The sequence below is a fragment of the Planctobacterium sp. R6 genome (assembly GCF_055755215.1).
Map to the genome: position 1 here is coordinate 50,505 of NZ_JBVTQY010000028.1, position 13,540 is coordinate 64,044.

A 13,540-nucleotide genomic window follows, 5' to 3' on the forward strand; every position below is an offset into this window, starting at 1 on the left:
TTTACTCCGGTTTACTTGTAATCGTAATGACCTAAATGCAGCACACGTAGGTACGCACAGGAACTTTTTGCAATGCTGTATCGTAATAATCAAAGGTTACATCACCTGTAACCCCATTTCGCTCAGCCTGGCTTGCCACCTGAGCCTGATTAACATTCCACCCCGACCTTCTTGCTGACCAGTACGTCCCATCTGCTTTTCGACCAAATATTAAACATTTTTTGGCTCGTTTGCGTTCCATGCCAGCATCGTAACCAGCATTCCACTCTAAAAACCTTCTGCCGTGCAGATGATCCGGAATGTCGGGTTTCTTTTTGTTACCAAGGGCCGCTTCAAATCCATTGAGTGCGTCAACACCATAAAATTCCTTAACCACAAGGTATGCTTTTAGCAATTCTTCATTAGTCACTACTATTTAAACTCAAAGTGGATTTACACAGCCGCCTGGTACTACTCCCACGAGCGATTAATCCTGCAAATCAAAACCAATCAATTCATCCAGGTCTACGTTTTCTGTTAGCTCAGAAGCCCTGTCTTCATCAATATCATTTTCAATTAGAAAATCCGCTAACTCTTCGGCTTTGTGAGCGTGTTCTCTAAACTGGACGGTGGCAGCTGCTATCACATTATCGTTAAACATTTCTTTGCCGATCCACTGCAGGATTAAGCCAGCTTCTTCAATAGTAAGTTGTGACATTTGATGATCTCCTAAAATTAAACTATCAACTGATAATGGGCGAACAACTATTCGCCATTACGTGCTTTCAAAAAAGCTTCTTTTGAGCCAAAAATCTCAGTAAAGTTTTCCCAATCAAATTCGTGAATATTGGTTGTTGTAACTTCCATTTCACGAGCAAGAGAGATTGCCAACTTTTTGTTTTCTCTTGCAACTTTTGCAATAACCTCCCAAATCCCCTGCTCTCGGCCCGACATCCAGTTTGCTTGAAGTGATTTAGAGGTGCCAACAAAAACAGATTCACTATTGATTGTTTCGCAAACTTCATCAATGCTTTCATTTGTTGGGGCTTCTGTATCACTAAAATGAATCATGTTTTGAAAGGCTTTAGATCCTTCTTCCATGCTATCTTGTGCAAAACGCAGTGCGGCCAGCGCCGTGTTTACGTGTTTTTCATCTAATTCTCTCATTATCGTTTTCTCCAAAATATTCCGCCTAAAAATCCGGATGTTGGCATTCCTGACCATCGCTATCAAACCAGACACTTTCATGTTTAGAGTCAGGCTCAAGCCCATTGGTCCAACGTTCACACCCACTTATATCTTCTAACCATGAAGCACCGGGGTACTTTTCTTTGAATTCATCAATTGTCATTTTGAAGCTCCTGGTAAGTCTGTAAATGCATCATGACGATTACACTTTAGCGTGCGATTCGCACGTTTGCAACACTAAAATTAAAAATATAATGTAATTGTATTATTGACTTTCTAATGTAATTGTAATAATTTCATTGATGGTAAGGCATCTGCAACAGTCATACTCCGTAATCGGACACATTGCAGATAGCTATCAACAAACATAGATAACGGAATTATTATGCGAACTACAACATTAACGCAGCTGGATGACCGTCATATAGATATGGCAGCGGCACAAACCAAAAAAGACCTGGAACAAATCAACTGGAAAGTAAACCCTAACGATATCGGGTGGCTTTTTTTGGGAGCCGCGAATTGAAAAAAATGCTGGCCGCTCTTACCGGGTACTTAACCGCCTGTTAGCCCTAAAGAGGAAAGCATAGCGCAGACGGGGTCATTAGAAGTTTGGAAATTATCATTAATTCAGGAGCCAGGCTTCAATGTCATTCGAACTAAATTTCATGCCTGCTGGTGAACAACAGAACACATTTAAAAATGCATCTTATTCAGCGGTCAATGGGCTGAGTGTGTCGATCGCAGTTAAACCCTTACCTCAAATCATGTGGAGTAGATCAGAGCTGGCAGAAATACATGAGGAACACCTGGAGCCTTTAACTGAAAAGGGATTTAACGTGAGCATTGTAATAGGTACAACTACAGGCTAGTCAATCGCATCCCTGCCCGCACCTTACTCATCAAAAAAAACCGGTTCACTTCGATATTGCCAGTTATCAAACACTTCCGAAACGGGTCGCCAATGTAATTATATTATTGACAGCGAGAGTGTATCTATTATAATTACATTCATCCACTCAGGACAATTAAAACAAACAGAGGCCTAATCAATGTTTCAAACATTCAACCAGTTTTTGAAAGCAGAATACCGAAACCGTTGTGACACACCGGCTGTAGCAAAAGTTTATGCAGATAACGGCGGTTTTAAGAAATTTAAGCAAGACTTCATAAAATACAATGGGTTTTCAGAGTACCTGACAACCATAAGAGGCACCAGATTATCCGCCATGCAAGTCTACCACCTGGCAAAAATGTTTCATGTTTACGGTAAGCGCAGCTCAGGTACATTACCTTCCTTGTTGGCAAGTTGTGCCAGGCAATACGATTTAGAGTTCCCCGCCGTTTACGGGATCTTAACCAAGGAATACTGGCAGGCTCGATTTGACGACTCGGTTTTTGCTTAAACCTCATTCTGAATTTTCTTTCTCAGTGATTGATTAAGATCACAAACTGCCCTGTCCACCAGCGACAGGGCATCGCAGCAGCCCTGGTAACATCATCTAAAATCCCCAGTTCAGAGACACATACAGGGTTTCACTTCCTGACCTGTCATCACCCGCCTTTAGTACTAAATCACTATTAGCATCAACGCATAAAAATGTAATTATTTTATTGACACACTTTATAAAAGTAATTAATATAATTACATATCATTTGAATGCCTCATTAAGGGGACCCCCAACAAAAGAGGCCATACGAGGAATACTAAAATGTCTGTTGAACAACTCATAAAACGCGCTTTTCAATTATATAAAACCAACACTGAACAGCGAAAACTGCAGACTAAACCTCAGTACTATTTTGGCTACCTTAAAGGTGGCAATGAATTAATAACTAAAGAGTTATTGCGCACAAATCCTTTCGGGGACAATGATGAGCTTACCGTGATAAATCATGGGAATATAGCTTGCTTTAAAAGTCAGGATAAAAACCTTATCGCCAGCATTACAGCGTATCTTGAAGAAGTGATTAAAGGCACCAACCATTTTCTGCTAAAAGAAATAAAGGAAGCTAATGCACCTGGGTGGTTAAGCAAATATATGACACAAAAATCACTGTTTGATTCCTATGCCACCAGCAGTGGATATTGCATTAATTCACAACAGCAAATGTTGACCCACTTTAAGCAACAACAAATCAAGGATAAAGAGACAAACGAATGGCGTCATGAGCAAGAGCAAATAAAAGCCACTGTCATGCAACGTTCATTTCATGAGGAATTTAAGTTCATTGTTGATTATGTGCAATGTGCCTTTGAGGGGCACACGCCTGAAGATATCGCCGCAGCATTAAACGACGTTGTTAATTGCCTGATCAACGACCTCGAACAACATCATTACTGCCTGGCAGAAAGGTACGCAGCACAAGACGAACGATATGCTATTGCTGATTATCTTAATACCGCTTGCCAGGTAAAAACGGGATCGGATTTTAAATTTTTTGAGCCAGAAAAATGTGAAAACATTAACACCATCGACACCCATACGCATTGGCAAGAAATGCGCAAAAAGGTCAGACAAGTCATTCGAAATCAATTACCAAACCTGTTTCCCAAATCATTAAAGCAGCTCCTTGATGACGAAGAAGCACAAATACCCTCCCCTCCACCGTTTAATGGATTAACACTGGAAGCTACGGGAAGTTTTGGTTTTAGCAAAAGAGTACACCCCAAGCAACTGAGATACGACCAACAAGAACAGGGAAACCAGTGGCTGGACGTATTCTGTGGAGCTTTGGTCGCACATTACCATCAATACATTGAAGTAAAACAAACAGAGTTTATCCGACAGCAAATGATATCACTGAGCGATGCTCTCATTACCGACAGCGCCATAGACTGCGATGCGGCCCTACTGTCGGCTTACAAATGTGCCGGTGAAATAACCCATTAAAGGACACACCATAACAAAGCTGGTGGACGCGATAGTTAGCGCATCCCCCTGGGATGAATGCAAAGAGATGGAGCGACTGAGGATGATTGAATAGTAACGCTGTTTACAGTGTTTAAAAAGATTACTCCACGGTGAATTTATAACACCAGAATTTATTAAAAGATTAACGTTGTTTTGCACTGATACAGGTGAATAAAATGAAAAGAGACATAAACATATTTGATGGCGGCGTCACCAGTAATAACAATTACGTAAACATTGAGTTTGGGGATTACTGGCGTTTTAATCCACCAGTGTCGCAAGAAGAGGTCGAACACAGCCTGACACCTGGTAACATTTACATCATCATTGACGTTAAATTTAATCTGATCACCGATGAAGTACATACCGTCGTCCTGTATAAGCCCAAAAAGGAAAACGGCATTGGCGCTAAAATACTTTTTGAGATAGACGAGTTTCTCCTCAATTTTAAACCTGTTGAAAAACACGTTGCTTTAGCCGAGCGAAAAGAGATCCTGAAGCAGCTTGAATCTGACGCCACTGAAGTCCAGCGATTAATCGTTGACGGGTTATCCAGTTCAACATCGCTGTTGCAGCAAATTGCCAATCATGATGCAGAAACTATTCACAAAGGCCGCGAAAAGCTTCACATTGGCAGTGCCTTACCTTCACCTGAAATGATGACATCAAGCAGCACTCAATTGATCACATCGTCAACCGAAATGTCGCAGATAAATGAGTACAAGAGAAGCCTGGAAAACAGAGCAACTTTAGGAAAGTTAGCCGGTGAACTCGCCAAGATCCGCACCAAAGAACTCACTACCATCATGTCACAAACAGAAGACTTTATGATGGAGAACGCCTACGCAATACAAGGCAAGGCTGAAGAAATGTCCAGAAAGGTCGGTGATGTCATGCGCAAGGTTGATACGATGAAGCTCTACCTCGGTGAAAAAGTTGAAGTCAAAGTCGTCATTGACGGTGCCTTATCATCATCTGCAGATGCTTACACTTTATATTCTCAGATGGTTTACATGAATGAAGAAATCGCCACCCATCGAATTTTTTCAGATGACACCTTTGATTACAGCAATATCAATGACTTTTTTGATTTCATGAATAAGTCCCCGGATTTAGTGCAGCGCATTTTACCTCTGCAGCGTTGCATCGTCACGATAAGACCGAGAAGAACCTCTGCGACCTACAAAGATGATGACCTAACCTTAAGTGAATGGGTAACAAGAGACCGGGCAAACAAATCTGCATTTATCCTGGTACGCAACGGAGAGAAAGTCACGGCAATTAGCTCCCCTGTCGACTACAACCAACAGCTATACCCAACTGATAATTCTATGAACGCATTTTTTGAGGGTGTGTATGCTGATGATGTGAACCTGGTGAATCAACAACGCCAATTCGCCAATATGGCTGAAGACTATTTGGCAGTGTGCGCCACTTTACAGGGGATCAGTGATCGGGAAGACCAGGGGGAAGAGCTCGTATTTGGTGAACTACCAATGCGGGGAATTGGCAGATCGTTTTTAACCCCCAATTACGCCAATCAAAATCTGAGGTTTTATAATGATGAAGATTATGTTCTGGCCAATCCAGACCTGCCTGCCAATATTCACAAATGGTTTGACGAATACAATTTCAATGGAACCCACCTGAAAGGCGATATCATTATTCATTCACGCCTGGTTGTGAATGAGGACACCTTCCCCAGCGCTTTTCGTTGGGTAGAAGGCCGCTGCGAACACGTTACAGATTGGGAAATCCCCTATGAGGATGAGGTATTCTCAGTCGCGCAGATGACATTGTTCAGAGGTGAGCCATGCATACCGGTGCAATTGACTAAGTGGAACTCTAAACAAACGAAAAACTTCAGAGGGATGCTGAAAAAGATGGGGAGCAACTTCATTAATCCGATGAGAATGCCTTTCTCTGTAATGGAAAATATCCTTGCTTCACGCCAACTCAGAGAAGACCTTGTGAATAGCGGCTATATGGAATTGTTAGTAGAAGCCAGAAGCTATTTAATGAAGGTGTTTAATGAGCATCAAGATATCATGCAGGCACTGCGAACCAACTTTAAGGATTTGTCTGACGACGACATCAAGATCATGTTCCTTGAGTGGTTTATCGCTGTAAAAGATGATAGTGAAAAAACCTCTGCTGCAGCGCTTAAAATTATAAAAAGACAATACAAAAAGAAAATGCAATTCAGACCCGAACGCATAGAGATGATTGCTGCAGACATCTATGCACAAGGCGAGCGCCCAATATTTTTCAGTTTTAAAGAAGGGAAAGCTTACATCATCACTACTGCAGAGTCATACGTCGCTTCATTCCATGTCGCAATGCAAAGTGAGGCCCACCCATTCTTTAGAGGTTATCTGATAAAAGGTGATGATTTGGAGGATGTTGGATTCATTGGTTCAGATATTCAAAGTTTTCCGGTAACGCATCTGTTGACTGACAACGTGGAAGAATTTGAATTCAAAAGACGCCGTCTTTCTGGAGTGCAATGGAACAAACTGCATGCATCCACCAGTAAAATGATGGGCAATTTTCGTAACTGGCTATCTATGATCAATGAATGTCTGCAATCTCAAAGCACCACCATGACCGTTAATACAATTAATGAGCTATTCGCACAACTGGAACAATCGGACGAATACGCCAAGCCCAGCGGCAGATCAGTTACTGTTGCTCTTCCTGTATTGCCGGTGTCATTTGATGACAGTCTTTCTGAACGTTGTCTGGACGTTATTTCATTCAATATACCAAGAGCCATTGTCCACCTGATCAAGCAACTTCCGGGCGAAATAAAATCTGTCATACGACATGATATTAATCAGAAAGCAGCAGAATTACTCGGATGGACCAGTATGGTAGACAAGTTAAATGACATATCCGATATCAGCCAAATATTCTTTCCTGATTCTTTGAAGGTAACGAATGCGTTACTGGATAAGTTGCACGATACCGACACCCAAGTACTTTCAAACTGGAAAAGAGACACGAAAAAAGATACTTACCGGGGTATCAAAAAATTGCTACTAGAGGGCATTGAACAACCACAAGGAACAGATTTTCTGATGAATATCATCGAGTGAACGGGCTAAGTTTTGCATGGGTCCGCAAATCAGAAGAGCTGGTTGACGTAATGGCCACTACAAATAAGCTTCTGCGGAACGTTCACTCCACCAGCGCCTTAATGCTGGTGGAGTGAATTCTCCACAGCAATAGCATTACCCGGGATTAATTTGGGAATGCAGGATGAAACCAGGTTAAGGTGCCAGGTATTATGTCTGGGTAATCTTCCGCTAAGATAAACAGTACTGGTTTGCAAGATATATACGATGAGACAAACGTAATAGTGGCAGAGAATGAAAGATGTTTTAGAGAAGTCGTCTTGCCCAGGTCAATTCTCTGACTTCAAAAGAACGTTTTTAGGTCAGCAGATCAAAATGAAAAAGTACACAAAGGGAGAATTTAATGATTGAAGGTGCAGTTAAACAACCACACAGATGGTGGAAGATGTCTTTTGTTTGCGCTTTGTGCGTACTCTCAGTCGCTTGTACTAAACAGAACTGGCAGGAACAGGCTTGTATAGATGCAATAGACAGAGAATCAACCTATAGCTTTGAGGTGATTGAGATCAATACAAGACCACATTATCACGTGGACTTTTGGGTAGAAGTATCTGGTGAGGTTGAAATTGAAAACAAGTTTGGAGCAAGGCGGAAACATTACTTTAGGTGCACGGTGAGTGACAAAATGAGAGGCACTCAAAGAGAAAGGGACCTGAACCCTCACTTGATACCAATATAAGACACATTGTATCAGCTTTAAACGCCACCTTATGTAATAACAATGTTGCAACTTTAAAGTGACCTGATATAGTTATTACTATGTTATTACAAAGGTGGTTCTGCTATGGAAACTACAATTAGAAAATTTGGGAACTCAAAGGGGGCGATTATTCCCGCCGCCTTGCTCAAAGAGCTAGATCTTGATGTTAACCATAAGGTTGATGCAAGAGTTGAAGCAGGTCGTATTGTGATTGAGCCAATCACTGAAACGCCAGAGTACACGCTTGATGAATTGCTTGCACAGTCAGGATCTGAAAGCGTGGGTTTAGGTGATGAAGATAAAGCGTGGCTGAATGATTCACCGGCAGGCAGAGAAAAGGTTAATGACTAAGAAGTATATCCCTAAACGTGGTGACATTGTGCTTACGGATTTTGATCCGTCTGCTGGCCACGAGCAACCGCATCAACGTCCAGCTTTAGTACTGTCACCAGAACCTTTTAATAATCAGATTCAACTTGCTTTGGTTGTGCCAATTACGTCTACGGTTAGAGGACACGGCTTTGAAGTGAAACTTGATGATAAAACAGCGACACAAGGCGTAGTTTTATGTCAGCAAGTGAAAACCATTGATTACGAGTATCGTGGCATCAAGTTTATTGAAAAAGCACCTAAACGTATCATTGATGAAGCCCTGGCGCGAGTACGAGTTTTAGTGAGTTAAATTGAAATGACCATGTTTGGTAAAGCCCGCACGCAAATCATGGCCCGCAACTATCACGGATGTGGCCAAAAAGAGCGGTAAGCGGGGGAGCATCCCCTCTTTTCGGATGAAAAATATCAATTAACTGGTGGGAAAAGTATGGACGATTTAGATAAACCCTGCATCACGCTAAAAGTTAAGCGTCATGAGTATCAGATAACCTCTGATGATACATTTTTGGATAACGGCTCATGTGTGCAGCTTACATCGCAAAGCAAAGAAAACTGTTTTGCTTACTCAGTTGATAGACCAAACCCTGTTTTATCTCAACGAACCGTTAAAGAGATAGCCTCTTTTGAGCGCATGCAATTACAGCATGGATATGGCTCAGGAGTTCAACTTTTCAGCCTTAATATTAAATGATCGGAATAAGGAGAATTTACATTGGGATACGCTTCAAAGAAACTACTAAGCTTTGATAGACCTATAGGTGTGATAGGCTTATTTGCGCCGAGCAAACTGGATGTTCTAGCGGGTATGTCTGTGTTCGGTTTGTTGTCATACAAATGGGCGACAGAAGATGGTGGAATTATACCTAACCTTTTTTACTGTATTTTATTTGTAGCAATGCTTGCCTACAAATCGCATTTAGTACCGGAAAATACCAAGACTTCTTCAATCGCGTTTAAAGTGGTGGTGTGTGCTGTTGGTATAGTGCTTTGTATTGATGCAGCAAGGTTCCGTAACATTGATCATGACGGGCAATGGTCGTGGCTGCTAACTGATCGTGAAATTAGTCAAAAGCAATTTGTTGAGGGATTCAGATCCTCGATAGAGAAAATGAACAGCGCTATAGCAGAGGCTTCTGAGTTACCAACAGCTGATTTGCCAGTTGTTAATCCTGAAAAATTAAATGGTCTAACTGATAGCACCAAATTAAGCGCAGTAATAACGAATAATGACTGCTTATATCTATCATTCAAAGGCGTTGGGCGCAACGTGTTAGATAGGCTGTTTAGAGAGTACGAACCGACGTCAGCCGTAAATACATCATTGTCCAAATATGATGGGATTGTATTGTATAAAGTTGTTGGCGAAAACGAATTCGATGTTTTGCTGAACTTAGACCAGTGTCATTCAACAGAGTTACGCGATCTCTTTGTATAAACATACTTTGGAATATAGCGATGAGTAAATTAAGAAACAAATCGAGCAGTCCGGATAGTCGAATTGTAACCGAAGTGCCAGGCTTTTTCCGGATACTCTCAGATACACCTTCCTTCTTTATCCCTTTGTTAGTGTTGATTAGTTTGATCTCCTACCTTTTTCTGTCAATGCCCAATGATGACGATACCGAAGGTTACAGAAGCCTCACCACATCCAATATCGTCGAAATCATGATGGCCGCGAAAGAATACGCACAAACCTATGATGATGAACTATCGGTCGACAATTTAGTTGAAGCGACATTGTTGTCACCTCAAATTGCCAGCCAGTACGCTGACAAGAGTTTAGATATTTTTCAAAATGGTCAGTTAATAACTTTAGTGTTAAACGAATTAACACCGGACACCTGTAAATATTTAAAAGAGCGTCTCAGCCCTTACACAGATACTACCTGTGTAAACGGTACATTGAGACTGAGTGCGCCTATAGGATAGAAAGGTTATAACTCTGGTGATATAGATGACGAATTTAAAGCCTGCATAAGCCCAGAATAAACATAACGGTGTGATTAGTTGGATCCGTAGAGATCCAATCCCCCTAGTCCTGACCATGGCTATCGCATTCTTTTCGATTTCAGCTTTGTTAGGGGAAAGAGAAAAACGGGAACAACAGAAAAAAAATGAATCGGAAAAAATAAAATTTCTATCTAGCCCTGAGAATTTTCCTGTTTTTAAAGCACTAGCTCGTTTGGAATTGCAACAAGATAGAATTGAGTGCCATAAACTAAGGTCACTAAAGGATACCATCCGTGAACCAGACACAAACAAGTATAAAGAGGTTGATTTTACCTTGTATAAAAAATGGTTTCCTCACCAGTTTAAAAGATGTAATGAGTTTCAAAGTTTAGGGTGAATATTTATGAAAAAATTACTTAATGTTTTGTTGTTGGGTTGCGGGTGCATTAGCCACGCCATTGGTGGGCAGATTGTTGTGGATGACATATCGCAATTAACCCAACCAGTTGATGAGCCAGGAACGTCAACAATCCTTGTTTGTGTAAAAGATGAAAATTGGCTTTGTCAGAGGAAAGCATTTGATACCTCGATAATAGCAACACATCAAGGGACCGAGCCGTTTCTTGATCGCGATGGGGTGGAGTTGTATTCAGTGAAAAGCCGAAAACTGGTTCTGAAGTATCAACAGCTTGTCGAATTGAAAAGGGTTGGTGATTTAGAGTTCCCGGTTTTATCGGCTACTTGTGTAATTGAATTGATACCGGATTTACTTGAAGATGATTTTAGAAGTAAATCTGATAAGTGTTATCTCTGGTACTCTGATTCGAAGGCCGATTAATCGGGTATTGTATTCAACGTTATTTGTCTTGTATGCGCCTGGGACTCATACTAAGAAAGATTTAAGGCTAAACCGGCGATCCGAAAAAAGGAACAATCATAAGAGAGTTAATGTGGTTACCGTAGTAAAAATCAAACAACAAGGTTGGAAGTGAAAATGAAACAAGTAAAAGCAGTTGTCATGGGGCTGGCCATTTTAATGCTGACAGGATGCGAAAGTCGAAAATACATGGCACCAACTGAAGTGCAAGAGGACTTTACAGCGTTATTGAATAAGTACTCTGCTAATGTCGCTGAATTAGAGCTGACGGTGCGTGGAGACGAAGTTACGGTAGAGGTGGTTTCTCATAAGGGTGAGAAAGTTAAAGACTTTGGGTATCTTCCTGCTCCCAATTTTTGGCGAGGCAACTACTCGGTCAGTTATAAATGTAATGGTGAAGACTGTTCTGTCGTATTCGATGAAAGTGCGGTTGAAGTATTGTCAGGTGGTTTACACGATTTTTTGTTTCAAAATTACGTGGAGTCAACACTTATAACACTTGTCCGGAAAGATGCACTAAAGGTCAGTTAACTTCACAGCCTAAATAACGGAAATTTTTCGAGGAATTCATAATGCTTTCAGATACGCAAATTCAGCAACTGCAAGAAGCTATTCCCTATGCTCAAAAACAAGGTGTCGAGGGGATCCGCATCGTTTTGACAGCTATGCAGGCGCAGGAGTTAATTGATTACACTAAGGTGCGTCAGGAAGAATTCAATAATCAGGCGCTAGAAGCGTCTGGATACTGATTGTAAATTGTATGCCACCAGAAGCGAATAAATTCGCGCTGGTCGTGTACAGTTTTTCATTTAATACTTTGCCTATTGTATATGCGACAGGGGAATTTTACTTTACAAAAGCGTTAAGTATAACCCCCACTTTAATGCCGAAAAGCGTTATTGGATTTTTTACGGAAGAACGACAATTATGATTTTTGCGCCTCAAGCGCCAGGAGAAAAGAAATGAAAAAAACTGTATTGGTAATGGCGCTGTTGGTACTTAGTGGTTGCACTGAAAATACAAATGATTATAAAGCCCGTCTGTTAACTGATGACATATTGCAAAACGAAGAAATTGCAATGATCGGGAAAGCTTATCCTCATTACGTTTTAGATAACAATTTAGAGAAAGGAAGCTACGTGACTGTAGCAACTTTAGCCGAGAAAGCCTATGTTGAACCGCTCCTCAAAGAAAGTGGAGTTGCAGACTATATAGTTCGAATTGACGACAATTCCCTTGAAATTTCAGACCCTAATGGTGATTACACATACACCCTTAAATTCTAACCAAGCCTTATAAATACAAGACATTGAGTCGGGCTTTATTACAGATGAACAAGGTCAGATGATTGGCATATCAGGCCAGGCAAGGGCGAGAAGTGATGAGCTGGCCAAAGATCGCAGAAAGACATTTAAGTTTTTCGACACTGACCAAAATCAATAATGAGAAATCAGACGCAAGGTATTTACGTTTATGGTCAAAAAAAGGGATATCTATTTTCTGCTAACAGGCATCGCGTTCCATTTGCGAATATGAGTGGCCAGTTTAAAGCACAGCAGGAAGTAAATCGTACACTAATGACGATAGTGTGCGATTTGCCTGAAGTGGAGCTGGAATATCAGCTGGGTAAGATCAAGCTGCCAGAGGAAGCCAAAAACATTCTGAACCCGGGCTATGAAGATGAGGCGCTAGTTCATTACAGAAAAGGCATAATCCAGGACTGCATATCACAAAGGTAAAGAAAACATGCTGTCAGCTTTTTGGTATTTTTTGTTTTACTTGGGTGCGATATGGATGTTCTATCACAGCTATTCAGATATCTTTAAAGCACTACAACGTGAGCACATTCCCGCAATACCTAATCACAATGATGTGGGTATCTGTATGGTGTCTTTTAGTAATTGTTATACCCATGGCGCTATATCGGCAAAAGGGTTATCACAGTCAATAGCCTAATTAGACATATGTGGCGACATTAGATTCCTTGGCTTCTTTCCGCCAGACTCAATCTGAATTGATAAAGTCAAACTCTAAAAACTCTGTTGGCTCTTAATAATTCCAGCACGTTAAAATGTACCTAAATATAATCCAGGACATCTTTATTTCTGGTTTCCCACAAGCACATATCCAGACGCCGTTGTAATTTACTCAACAAATTATAGATACTGTCATTGCCAGGACAAACGATGTCTGCCAGAAGTGTCTTATCCTCGTCTTCCAATAGTTTTAGTGGTAACTCTGAAAACCGAAGACTTTCCGATTCCTGCACAAGCCCTTTGTCCAGCAAAAACAAATAAACAGGATGGTTGGGAATATCACGAAGGTACCGGCGTTTTTCAAGGTAGTTGTCGCCTAAGCCGTTAAGCTGCTTCTTTTTTGCTCTCCGGATTAAGTTCCACAA

22 protein-coding genes are annotated in these 13,540 nt (G+C 41.1%); 17 read left to right on the plus strand and 5 right to left on the minus strand.

Annotated elements, in window-relative coordinates:
• Positions 1 to 31: 31 nt before the first annotated feature.
• The 4 genes from AC0J20_RS16375 to AC0J20_RS16390 are packed head-to-tail and all read right to left on the minus strand — an operon-like array spanning position 32 to position 1,330.
• The gene (locus AC0J20_RS16375; RefSeq protein WP_473022545.1) at positions 32 to 409 is read right to left on the minus strand and encodes a hypothetical protein; all 378 of its coding nucleotides are present in this window, start codon (positions 407 to 409) and stop codon (positions 32 to 34) included.
• Between the two features lie 57 nt (positions 410 to 466).
• Entirely contained in the window at positions 467 to 697 is a 231-nt protein-coding gene (locus tag AC0J20_RS16380; RefSeq protein ID WP_473022546.1) for a hypothetical protein, read from the minus strand.
• A 47-nt stretch (positions 698 to 744) separates the two neighbouring features.
• Positions 745 to 1,146 carry a hypothetical protein gene (locus tag AC0J20_RS16385; protein WP_473022547.1) on the minus strand — a complete coding sequence of 134 codons (402 nt, stop codon included), beginning with the start codon at positions 1,144 to 1,146 and terminating at the stop codon, positions 745 to 747.
• Between the two features lie 25 nt (positions 1,147 to 1,171).
• Entirely contained in the window at positions 1,172 to 1,330 is a 159-nt protein-coding gene (locus AC0J20_RS16390; RefSeq protein WP_473022548.1) for a hypothetical protein, read from the minus strand.
• Between the two features lie 222 nt (positions 1,331 to 1,552).
• On the opposite strand from AC0J20_RS16390, the gene AC0J20_RS16395 reads away from it, so the two are divergent.
• The 17 genes from AC0J20_RS16395 (at position 1,553) to AC0J20_RS16475 (ending at position 13,095) form a co-directional block, all read left to right on the plus strand.
• The gene (locus AC0J20_RS16395; protein ID WP_473022549.1) at positions 1,553 to 1,693 is read left to right on the plus strand and encodes a hypothetical protein; all 141 of its coding nucleotides are present in this window, start codon (positions 1,553 to 1,555) and stop codon (positions 1,691 to 1,693) included.
• A gap of 121 nt (positions 1,694 to 1,814) precedes the next feature.
• Positions 1,815 to 2,039, plus strand: a complete 225-nt coding sequence (locus AC0J20_RS16400) for a hypothetical protein (protein WP_473022550.1) — start codon at positions 1,815 to 1,817, stop codon at positions 2,037 to 2,039.
• Positions 2,040 to 2,219: 180 nt separating this feature from the next.
• Positions 2,220 to 2,573: a hypothetical protein gene (locus tag AC0J20_RS16405; protein WP_473022551.1), complete on the plus strand. Its 354-nt coding sequence runs from the start codon at positions 2,220 to 2,222 to the stop codon at positions 2,571 to 2,573.
• A gap of 306 nt (positions 2,574 to 2,879) precedes the next feature.
• On the plus strand, positions 2,880 to 4,061 hold the full coding sequence (locus AC0J20_RS16410; RefSeq protein WP_473022552.1) for a hypothetical protein: 1,182 nt from the start codon (positions 2,880 to 2,882) through the stop codon (positions 4,059 to 4,061).
• A gap of 197 nt (positions 4,062 to 4,258) precedes the next feature.
• The gene (locus AC0J20_RS16415) at positions 4,259 to 7,180 is read left to right on the plus strand and encodes a hypothetical protein (RefSeq protein ID WP_473022553.1); all 2,922 of its coding nucleotides are present in this window, start codon (positions 4,259 to 4,261) and stop codon (positions 7,178 to 7,180) included.
• An 823-nt stretch (positions 7,181 to 8,003) separates the two neighbouring features.
• Positions 8,004 to 8,270, plus strand: coding sequence for an AbrB/MazE/SpoVT family DNA-binding domain-containing protein (locus AC0J20_RS16420; RefSeq protein WP_473022554.1), 267 nt, complete (start codon positions 8,004 to 8,006; stop codon positions 8,268 to 8,270).
• Complete coding sequence (locus tag AC0J20_RS16425; RefSeq protein ID WP_473022555.1) at positions 8,263 to 8,601, plus strand: type II toxin-antitoxin system PemK/MazF family toxin; 339 nt, start codon at positions 8,263 to 8,265, stop codon at positions 8,599 to 8,601. Before AC0J20_RS16420 ends, AC0J20_RS16425 begins: the two co-directional genes overlap by 8 nt.
• A 138-nt stretch (positions 8,602 to 8,739) precedes the next feature.
• Positions 8,740 to 9,003, plus strand: coding sequence for a hypothetical protein (locus tag AC0J20_RS16430; RefSeq protein WP_473022556.1), 264 nt, complete (start codon positions 8,740 to 8,742; stop codon positions 9,001 to 9,003).
• A gap of 21 nt (positions 9,004 to 9,024) precedes the next feature.
• Positions 9,025 to 9,747 carry a hypothetical protein gene (locus AC0J20_RS16435; protein ID WP_473022557.1) on the plus strand — a complete coding sequence of 241 codons (723 nt, stop codon included), beginning with the start codon at positions 9,025 to 9,027 and terminating at the stop codon, positions 9,745 to 9,747.
• Positions 9,748 to 9,767: 20 nt separating this feature from the next.
• Positions 9,768 to 10,241, plus strand: a complete 474-nt coding sequence (locus AC0J20_RS16440; protein ID WP_473022558.1) for a hypothetical protein — start codon at positions 9,768 to 9,770, stop codon at positions 10,239 to 10,241.
• A 115-nt stretch (positions 10,242 to 10,356) separates the two neighbouring features.
• Positions 10,357 to 10,659: a hypothetical protein gene (locus tag AC0J20_RS16445; protein ID WP_473022559.1), complete on the plus strand. Its 303-nt coding sequence runs from the start codon at positions 10,357 to 10,359 to the stop codon at positions 10,657 to 10,659.
• A gap of 6 nt (positions 10,660 to 10,665) precedes the next feature.
• A complete protein-coding gene (locus tag AC0J20_RS16450; protein ID WP_473022560.1) occupies positions 10,666 to 11,100 on the plus strand; it encodes a hypothetical protein in 435 nt (144 codons plus the stop codon).
• Positions 11,101 to 11,256: 156 nt separating this feature from the next.
• Positions 11,257 to 11,670, plus strand: coding sequence for a hypothetical protein (locus tag AC0J20_RS16455; protein WP_473022561.1), 414 nt, complete (start codon positions 11,257 to 11,259; stop codon positions 11,668 to 11,670).
• Positions 11,671 to 11,711: 41 nt separating this feature from the next.
• Entirely contained in the window at positions 11,712 to 11,888 is a 177-nt protein-coding gene (locus AC0J20_RS16460) for a hypothetical protein (protein ID WP_473022562.1), read from the plus strand.
• A gap of 213 nt (positions 11,889 to 12,101) precedes the next feature.
• Positions 12,102 to 12,425: a hypothetical protein gene (locus tag AC0J20_RS16465; RefSeq protein WP_473022563.1), complete on the plus strand. Its 324-nt coding sequence runs from the start codon at positions 12,102 to 12,104 to the stop codon at positions 12,423 to 12,425.
• Positions 12,426 to 12,581: 156 nt separating this feature from the next.
• Positions 12,582 to 12,878, plus strand: a complete 297-nt coding sequence (locus tag AC0J20_RS16470) for a hypothetical protein (RefSeq protein ID WP_473022564.1) — start codon at positions 12,582 to 12,584, stop codon at positions 12,876 to 12,878.
• A gap of 7 nt (positions 12,879 to 12,885) precedes the next feature.
• A complete protein-coding gene (locus AC0J20_RS16475; protein WP_473022566.1) occupies positions 12,886 to 13,095 on the plus strand; it encodes a hypothetical protein in 210 nt (69 codons plus the stop codon).
• A 121-nt stretch (positions 13,096 to 13,216) separates the two neighbouring features.
• Here AC0J20_RS16475 and AC0J20_RS16480 read toward each other — a convergent pair.
• The coding region (locus AC0J20_RS16480; RefSeq protein ID WP_473022567.1) for a hypothetical protein at positions 13,217 to 13,540 on the minus strand (324 nt) is incomplete at its 5' end.

What these genes read in the sequence shown, in the direction of transcription:
- AC0J20_RS16455 (WP_473022561.1), top strand. Translation starts at nt 11,257, where the DNA reads ATGAAACAAGTAAAAGCAGTTGTCATGGGGCTGGCCATTTTAATGCTG.
- AC0J20_RS16395 (WP_473022549.1), top strand. Translation starts at nt 1,553, where the DNA reads ATGCGAACTACAACATTAACGCAGCTGGATGACCGTCATATAGATATG.
- AC0J20_RS16410 (WP_473022552.1), top strand. Translation starts at nt 2,880, where the DNA reads ATGTCTGTTGAACAACTCATAAAACGCGCTTTTCAATTATATAAAACC.
- AC0J20_RS16380 (WP_473022546.1), bottom strand. Translation starts at nt 697, where the DNA reads ATGTCACAACTTACTATTGAAGAAGCTGGCTTAATCCTGCAGTGGATC.
- AC0J20_RS16390 (WP_473022548.1), bottom strand. Translation starts at nt 1,330, where the DNA reads ATGACAATTGATGAATTCAAAGAAAAGTACCCCGGTGCTTCATGGTTA.
- AC0J20_RS16430 (WP_473022556.1), top strand. Translation starts at nt 8,740, where the DNA reads ATGGACGATTTAGATAAACCCTGCATCACGCTAAAAGTTAAGCGTCAT.
- AC0J20_RS16400 (WP_473022550.1), top strand. Translation starts at nt 1,815, where the DNA reads ATGTCATTCGAACTAAATTTCATGCCTGCTGGTGAACAACAGAACACA.
- AC0J20_RS16475 (WP_473022566.1), top strand. Translation starts at nt 12,886, where the DNA reads ATGCTGTCAGCTTTTTGGTATTTTTTGTTTTACTTGGGTGCGATATGG.
- AC0J20_RS16425 (WP_473022555.1), top strand. Translation starts at nt 8,263, where the DNA reads ATGACTAAGAAGTATATCCCTAAACGTGGTGACATTGTGCTTACGGAT.
- AC0J20_RS16465 (WP_473022563.1), top strand. Translation starts at nt 12,102, where the DNA reads ATGAAAAAAACTGTATTGGTAATGGCGCTGTTGGTACTTAGTGGTTGC.
- AC0J20_RS16420 (WP_473022554.1), top strand. Translation starts at nt 8,004, where the DNA reads ATGGAAACTACAATTAGAAAATTTGGGAACTCAAAGGGGGCGATTATT.
- AC0J20_RS16470 (WP_473022564.1), top strand. Translation starts at nt 12,582, where the DNA reads ATGAGAAATCAGACGCAAGGTATTTACGTTTATGGTCAAAAAAAGGGA.
- AC0J20_RS16385 (WP_473022547.1), bottom strand. Translation starts at nt 1,146, where the DNA reads ATGAGAGAATTAGATGAAAAACACGTAAACACGGCGCTGGCCGCACTG.
- AC0J20_RS16440 (WP_473022558.1), top strand. Translation starts at nt 9,768, where the DNA reads ATGAGTAAATTAAGAAACAAATCGAGCAGTCCGGATAGTCGAATTGTA.
- AC0J20_RS16460 (WP_473022562.1), top strand. Translation starts at nt 11,712, where the DNA reads ATGCTTTCAGATACGCAAATTCAGCAACTGCAAGAAGCTATTCCCTAT.
- AC0J20_RS16405 (WP_473022551.1), top strand. Translation starts at nt 2,220, where the DNA reads ATGTTTCAAACATTCAACCAGTTTTTGAAAGCAGAATACCGAAACCGT.
- AC0J20_RS16445 (WP_473022559.1), top strand. Translation starts at nt 10,357, where the DNA reads ATGGCTATCGCATTCTTTTCGATTTCAGCTTTGTTAGGGGAAAGAGAA.
- AC0J20_RS16450 (WP_473022560.1), top strand. Translation starts at nt 10,666, where the DNA reads ATGAAAAAATTACTTAATGTTTTGTTGTTGGGTTGCGGGTGCATTAGC.
- AC0J20_RS16415 (WP_473022553.1), top strand. Translation starts at nt 4,259, where the DNA reads ATGAAAAGAGACATAAACATATTTGATGGCGGCGTCACCAGTAATAAC.